Consider the following 7,420-nt stretch of genomic DNA (forward strand, 5'->3'; position numbering starts at 1 on the left):
TTGCGGGTGGGGCAAAAACCCAAGTTCAAAAGTAGTGAGTACTTCTTAATTTACTCAGCACTCAGGACTCAGCACTCAGTACTGAGTCGGTAAATACTCCGGTAACTTATTCTGGCTAGTGTTATCTTTTCGCCGATGCCGATTTGTGGTTGCTTGTGGTTTTTGTGATGAATCCGTCAGGTTAAGGGAGCAAAGTTAGCGATCGCTACCAAAAAATAAAAAGGAGAAATATTTCGCACAAAAAGAATATCATAACTTACTATTTTTGGGCGATGTCACAGAGTGTCCACCTTCGGCGATATTTATTAGTTTTACTTATTTTAAGTTTCTCAACAAGTTTTCTAAAAAATGTATCTAAGAATACGCTTTTTCGGAGAATAATCGCGTTTACAGGTATCGGTAAGAGAGCGATACCTTCTCTACGAGACGCTACGCGAACGGTGAGCTTCGCTAACGCAGAACTTTTCGGTGGGGTAGCTGCATGAGCATCATTCGCACTAAGGAACTTCCAAATAAAAAAATACTCAACAATTTCTTGTGGGGTGGGCGACACGAGGGATCGTAGCCCAAGGCGGGCAAGATGCCCACCCCAGAAGATTGGATAATTTATTAGTTGGAAATCCCTAACAAAAATGTTTACGACTACTGCTGTTTAGTGCAGTAGTCAGCTTTAAAATGCACCAATGATTTTCTATCAAGTCGGCACTAATTCACCAGGACGCAACTTCGACCACTTACCCGTTTCCCGCTTAAAGCTCAGACAACCAACAACATCCCATTCCATTTCAATTACATCCTCTTTAGTCCGAATGTTGACATTAATAGAAGGTTCATTCGGATCAAAATTTGGTGTTTCGGTCAAGTGAGGCTGTTGGTGCTGCCCTTCTACGGCATGATAGGTAAAACAGCTGTCTACATAGTGGCAGTTCACGCAAATACACATAATAGAACCAACTCCAGGCGCCTTTATTGTTAATCTAACTTAAGCCCAACTGTTATTGATGAGTTGCTGGGTTGATTTTTATTACAATGGATAAGTCAATTCCTTCTACCCTAGCTCCCGAAAATTGGCCTTTTAGCTTAGAGTTCCTGCCACAACCCGCTTACATGGTAGGTGGTGCTGTACGAGATGCCATCCTTGGCAGAACTCGTGAATATCTGGATCTGGATTTTGTTATACCATTTAAGGCGGTAAAGGTAGCGAGAGCGATCGCACATCATTACAAAGCTGGTTTTGTGTTACTTGATGCTAAACGACAGATTGCGCGTGTGGTTTTTCCCCGCGCCACAGCAGATTTTGCCCAACAGGAAGGAAATAGTTTAGAAGTTGACTTGCACAGACGAGATTTTACAGTAAATGCGATCGCCTATAATCCCCATACACAAGAAATTATCGATCCTCTGCAAGGTTGTATAGACTTACAACAGGGCATTTTGCGAATGGTATCATCCGCTAACCTCAAAGATGACCCTTTGCGGTTAATGCGAGGTTATCGCCAAGCAGCTCAACTAGGTTTTACTATTGAGCCAGCTACCCAAGCCGCAATTCGTTCTTTGGCATCAGATATCAGCAAAGTTGCAGCCGAACGAGTTAGGGTAGAAATTGGCTATCTACTGGCAAATTCTCAGGGTACTCCTTGGATTACAAGTGCCTGGGAAGATGGTTTACTTGCCCCTTTCTTCAAAAATGCCACCCGTGAAAGCTTGATTAAACTAGCAGCAGTTGACAATGCAGCCGCCTTGCTGACCCAAAATTGGCCACAATTAGGGGCACAACTGCAAGAGTATGTCCGGGATACTATCAAAACCACTTGGTTAAGTATTGCCAAACTTGCTTGTCTTGTCAACCCAGATCCAGAATTAGCAGAAATAGAGCTACAGGAACTAACTTATAGTCGTGCCGAAATCCGGGGTGTAACCACTGCTTTGAAAGTGTTACCGCAGCTTCAAGTAGTCGATATGTCGTTGCGAGACCAATACTTTTTGTTCCATAACGCAGATATGGTGTTTCCTGCTACGGCAGTGCTAGCTGTAGCAGTTGATAATTTGGTAGAGGCGATGTCTAATGACAAGCCACTACATACAGCAGTCGCTACAACAGAGGAAACCAAAGCAAGGGGTTGCCAATTCTTGGCACCTTTGATCAACCGCTACCTCAACCCTGATGATCTGGTCGCTCATCCCACTCCATTAGTGAGCGGGAAGGAGTTGATTATAGCATTAGATATTCCAGCTTCGCCAATCATCGGCCAACTGTTGACAGAAATTGCCGTAGCACAAGCTGAGGGGAAAGTCTCAACACCAACAGAGGCGATCGCATTTGCACGTCAGTTACTTGAGGGTTAAATATACCTGAGCAATTTATGGTGATCCTACCTACATTGTGCGATGCCTGGGGCGGGCTACGCCGGAGCAATTTTTATTGTATATGACTGGAAACCTCGTTTTGGTTTGGTATAGTCATGAGTTTATTTGTAATGTTTTTGTGATTTATTAGTCAGTAGGTATCTGTCAACTACCTCTAGTCAGTTTTTATTTTTAAAGTTTGCCATCCTAATAACACCATTTATGACTCTAGATATCGAGGTGAGCATCCCAATGTAAGCAAGAATATATTTGGCACTACGTTGCGATCGCAATGACAATTTATAACGGGGGTTTAATATAACTTACACATTTAGGATGCTTTCGATGTCGAGTGTGGTATTAGTCGTATTACTAAATACAAGAAATCACACAGGAAATTCATAATTAGCAATTAATAATCACTGCAAATTTAAAGATAACTTTAAAAATGATTTTATAGATATATTTTGTGAGAAAGTTAATACAAAGGTATATTCACTGATTTCAAATTCATGGATTCTTTATCTATCAATTCCTTACTTGAAGAGTTGAAAAACCCGGATGCCACAGTCCGCGAAAAGGCAACTAGAAAAATCTGGCGGATCTGGTTTCAGCAAAAGGGAATCTATGGGCTGGAAATAATTGATCGTAGTCAAAAGTTACTGGATGCAGGTGAAATTATTCAAGCCGAAACAGCGCTGACGGCACTAATCAAAGACCAGCCAGATTTTGCCGAAGCCTGGAATCGCCGTGCTTTCCTCTATTACAGTATTGGTGATTATCAAAAATCTTTGGCCGATTGTCAGATGGTTGTGCAGATAAATCCAATACATTTTGGAGCGCTTCACGGTATGGGCTTGTGTTATGCGGCACTAGGAGAGTATGGTGAAGGAATCCGAGCTTTTAAAGCTGCTCTAGAAATTCAGCCCTATTCGCTAGTAAATCAAAAGTTGATTCTCGAATGTACATTTAGATTCAGCTACAACGGCAGATAAGTAATTCAAAATGTTTGCGTAGCGTTTCGTAAAGAAGAAATGCTATCAGGTAAACATCTTGGCAGTCGGCTAGATCAAATTCAAGCAAAGACACTTAGGAGTATGAGAGAGCATTATACTATTTTGTGAATCCGTCATCACCCTAATCAACAGCAATTCATCGCCTTAGTCGCCGCAATTTATTCAATATAGTTCTATCAGGATTAGTAGTAGCGTCATTGCTGCTTGTACTAACAGCAACTAACCGTCAAATAGCAATTCTCGGTTGGATAAAGTTACCTTTGGTACAAACTGGATAGCATAAGTAAAACACCGGAGGTTTTACCAGGTGATGTCTACGATGGTCACTGAGCTTTGTCGTTCGCGCAGCGTCTCGTAGAGAAGTGCGGGCTGTACCTACGCCACGGATATCTACAACGACTACGGTTTAGATGTTAGGATTAAAATAGGTAGAATCTAAGTTCCCAGTGGTATTTAATTGTTGATGGGGTACGGTAGATTTGTTCATAGGTTATGGCATGGATGGCGTGAAGGCCACAGCACAAGCTATTGCCAAATAACTTTATCAAAAAAGTCATCTAAACCAAACATCCTCTAAATAACTTTATCCTAAAATTCATCTAAACCTGCAATTATTAATATTATTTGGAAATCTGCGTTGTTTTGAACACATTTTTGTTAGCAGAGATAAATTATCTTCACCCCCGTCTTGAGTTTATCTCTATAGCCCATTACTTTTATCAACATTTAAAAATTAAAACAGTTATTGTATGGTAGTTAGAATATGTTGTATAGATTGCCTCTGACTCACTACCATATTTTTTTGCGATCGCTGCCTTTTTAGTGTTCTTTAGGATTTACGCAAACAATAGCCGAAACCCTTATTTTCTTCTTAGGGGCAATACCCTGCGGTCAGCTAAAGCTACATGAACTGTCACTACAGCGTGTCATTTTGCGTAAGTCCTATTCTTCATAAACGCTGGTTTTTGGATGTTAGTTTTAGCAAAACTTATTTTATCTTGTGAAAATTTTATGGTAAAGGCATTGAGAGTTAGTATACTGCTATTGGCAGTTCTGGGAAATCTGGCATGGTCATTTAGTGCCAAAGCAAATTTTAACGGCAAACTCACCGTAGAAATTGATGGCTTGAAGAATAAAGAAGGACAAGTCTGTGCCAGTATATTTGCAAGTAGTGAAGGATTTCCTAGCGATCGCGATCGCATCTTACAAAAGCAGTGTACCAAGATTACTGACACTTCCTTAACGATTAACTTTGAGAACTTGAAAGCAGGTAGTTATGCCGTTGCTGTCTTCCACGATCAAAATAATGACGTAACTCTCAATAGCAATATTTTTGGGATACCAAGCGAAGGCTTTGGATTTTCCAGCAACCCCGAAATTCGCACAAGAGCGCCCAAATTTAGCGAAGCAGCATTTTTAGTGGCAGGCCGGAACACCAATATCCAAATCCAGTTAAAATATTTTTAGACTTATTTATTCTGGTGAATCATTGTGCGAATCTTCCGGTAGACTCTCTTGTTCCGGCAAGCCGCGCATTCGATTCATCTGAGTTAAAGCATATCGTGCTGTTGCTTGCACATCGGCATCTGGGTCATCTAACGCATGGTGCAACATCTGACTCATTTGACTCATCATATCATAAACGCGCGTCAGGTCACGGATCGCATTTTGCCGCACTTGGGGACTTTCATCTTGGATTGAAATTGCTAAAGCTCGGTTCATCGGTTTGAGTGTGCGGGTACCAATTTCTGCCAAAGCTGCCAAAATTAAACTGCTTTCTTGAGAATCAGCATCAATCATCAGGTCAACCATAGGCTGAATTGCCCGCGAATCTCCTTGCTGACCCAAATCCCAAATAGCCTTGCGTCGCCTCGTTGGGTCAGAAGTGCGTAAGTCTTGAATTAATTCGTCAACGATATTGAGTTTAGCAAGGCGGGAACTTTTTTCTGGTAGCAGTAATTGTGTAGCGAATGGTGGTGTAGCTGTTTCTAGAATAGTTGCAGTCTCTGGTGAGGGTGGTAGCATCGGGTGTTTCTGAGCTTCGCTCAAGCTTTTAATATTTGATATTTCGGACTTTTGTACTTGTTTGACCTGACGAAACCACCTCAGCAGGTAAACAAGTGCGCCAATACTTCCTAGAACTCCGATGGCAAATATTAACCACCAGACAAAACCTCTCTCAGCTGACTTGGGTTTTGCGGTTGGGTTGGAAGTCGCAGCAGGCGAGGTGACAATTGGAGAGGTGATAATCTGATTTTTGGCCACCATTGCTGCTTGCAGTTTCCCGCTAGTCGCCAGACCTGTAATGCCATCTACTTTTAAACCCTTTGCTTTCTGGAATTTAGCTATAGCGATTTCTGTACTGGCGTTGTACTGTCCATCTACCACGCCACTGTAGTATCCCAACTGCTTTAATTGGGTTTGTAGTCTCTGCACATCTGACCCTTGACTACCGGGACTCAAAACAACCGGACTAGCAGTAATTGTCGAACTGGCTTGTGCAAGTTCTAAAATTTCAGGTGCTAGGTTAGGTGTAGCTGTACTTGCGCGATTTGGGTAAAAACCCAGGCAAGAAAAACAGATAAATATCAAGATTGAGGAAGGGCGTAGCCTCATATTGCAAGTTTCAGCCTGAACGTGCTTTTGAAGTCTTCGATACCACAATAGCTTCTAGATGACCAAATGTTAACTATCATTTTTCAATTTTCATTGAATGTTCTTCCTTTAACGAGTTAAGGTAAAATTTCTGGTTCCGATTCTCTGACTGCTAGGGTTATGGGGTTCAATTTTTGAGCAGATGCTTCTAAAACTGGTTGGGGTATATTAGCTATTTCGCCGACAGTAACTGTATCGTTTCGCGCTGCTAAAGTATCACGTTGGTTAATCAGATAGATACTGATTAAAGTCAGGAAAACACCTATCCACTGTAACGGACTGAGAACTTCTGAGAGAAAGAGATTGCCGAATAGTAGGGCAAAGACGGGTGTGAGGAAGGTAAGGGAACTAAGACTGGTGAGACTGCCACAAGAGGCAAAGTAGAAGAATAACCCATAGGCGATCGCACTGCCAAATACGGTAGCATAACTCAAAGCCACTAAATCAGATGTTCCTAAATTCTCCCACTGCTGGGATTCCACAACTGATGAAATTCCCCATAGTGGCAATCCACCCAAAATCATGTGCCATCCCGTAGCGCTTACTGGGTCAGCATGGCGGCAGACAAAACGAATCAACACTGTTCCCACTGCCATTGATAGCGCTGCTAACAGCATCAACCACTCGCCACTAGCAAACAAATCTTGCCAGTTGCCAATTGTAATATTTGCGCCTGAGTCAAGAAAATGTAAAATCCACTCATCAGGTAAGCCAATTAAACTAATACCTGCGACTCCCAAGCCTAGCCCCAGCCATCCCCAAAAACCAATGTGTTCTTGGAATAGCCACAACGACAGCAAGGCAACAGCTAAGGGTTGCGAGTCAATCATCACAGACCCTAACCCGGCGCTGGTTCTGACTAATCCCTCTGCCAAAAAGCCTTGAAACAGTGTCCCATCTACTAAAGCAAATAAGGCAATCCACAGCCATGCAGCCCAACCTTTGGGCTGGGGTTTACCCATGAATGCTGTTGCAATCAGAATTAACACCCCTGCTGGTATCAAACGCACACCAGCCATGAATAGAGGTGTGGTGTGGGGTATGACTCCTTTCATGGCTACCATTGCCGTCCCCCATAGGAAAAAGGGGGCAATTAACAGCAGAGGGGCGAAGGGAAGTTGAGATGCACTGAGTTTCAGTTGCATGGGTTTGCTGATGCCTTTGTTTAACAAGCACAAAAATTGCTTTACCCAATTTTACCGAAATTATGTAGTTTTGCGATCGCATAGCTTGATAGCGTTTTTCGTTCACTGTGACCTCTCTCCTAAAAGGCTACGGTGTACACACAAGTCGAATTACCCCCCTTAATCCCCCCTTGGAAAGGGGGGAGACTGGAAATCTAGTTCCCTCCCCTTTCCAAGGGGAGGGTTAGGGTGGGGTAAAACCTGTGTAATCAGCGATTT

Annotated in this window: 6 protein-coding genes; 3 read left to right on the plus strand and 3 right to left on the minus strand. The window is 42.6% G+C overall.

Annotated elements, in window-relative coordinates:
* Window positions 1-694 precede the first annotated feature (694 nt).
* Entirely contained in the window at window positions 695-943 is a 249-nt protein-coding gene (locus V7K15_RS22945) for a Ycf34 family protein (RefSeq protein WP_292790237.1), read from the minus strand.
* A gap of 86 nt (window positions 944-1,029) precedes the next feature.
* Between V7K15_RS22945 and V7K15_RS22950 the strand changes: the two genes are divergently transcribed.
* The 3 genes from V7K15_RS22950 to V7K15_RS22960 all read left to right on the plus strand — a co-directional run bounded on the left by V7K15_RS22950 (window position 1,030) and on the right by V7K15_RS22960 (window position 4,829).
* A complete protein-coding gene (locus V7K15_RS22950) occupies window positions 1,030-2,346 on the plus strand; it encodes a CCA tRNA nucleotidyltransferase (protein WP_334909107.1) in 1,317 nt (438 codons plus the stop codon).
* Window positions 2,347-2,858: 512 nt separating this feature from the next.
* Window positions 2,859-3,341, plus strand: coding sequence for a tetratricopeptide repeat protein (locus tag V7K15_RS22955; RefSeq protein WP_334909109.1), 483 nt, complete (start codon window positions 2,859-2,861; stop codon window positions 3,339-3,341).
* Between the two features lie 1,032 nt (window positions 3,342-4,373).
* Complete coding sequence (locus V7K15_RS22960; RefSeq protein WP_334909111.1) at window positions 4,374-4,829, plus strand: DUF2141 domain-containing protein; 456 nt, start codon at window positions 4,374-4,376, stop codon at window positions 4,827-4,829.
* Window positions 4,830-4,835: 6 nt separating this feature from the next.
* Here the strand turns inward: V7K15_RS22960 and V7K15_RS22965 are convergent, their stop codons facing one another.
* Window positions 4,836-5,978, minus strand: a complete 1,143-nt coding sequence (locus V7K15_RS22965; protein ID WP_334909113.1) for a peptidoglycan-binding protein — start codon at window positions 5,976-5,978, stop codon at window positions 4,836-4,838.
* Between the two features lie 116 nt (window positions 5,979-6,094).
* Window positions 6,095-7,162 (minus strand): DMT family transporter, encoded by a 1,068-nt coding sequence (locus V7K15_RS22970; RefSeq protein ID WP_334909115.1) that lies wholly within the window; start codon window positions 7,160-7,162, stop codon window positions 6,095-6,097.
* Window positions 7,163-7,420 lie beyond the last annotated feature (258 nt).

The sequence above is a fragment of the Nostoc sp. genome (assembly GCF_036919815.1).
GTDB lineage: Bacteria > Cyanobacteriota > Cyanobacteriia > Cyanobacteriales > Nostocaceae > Nostoc.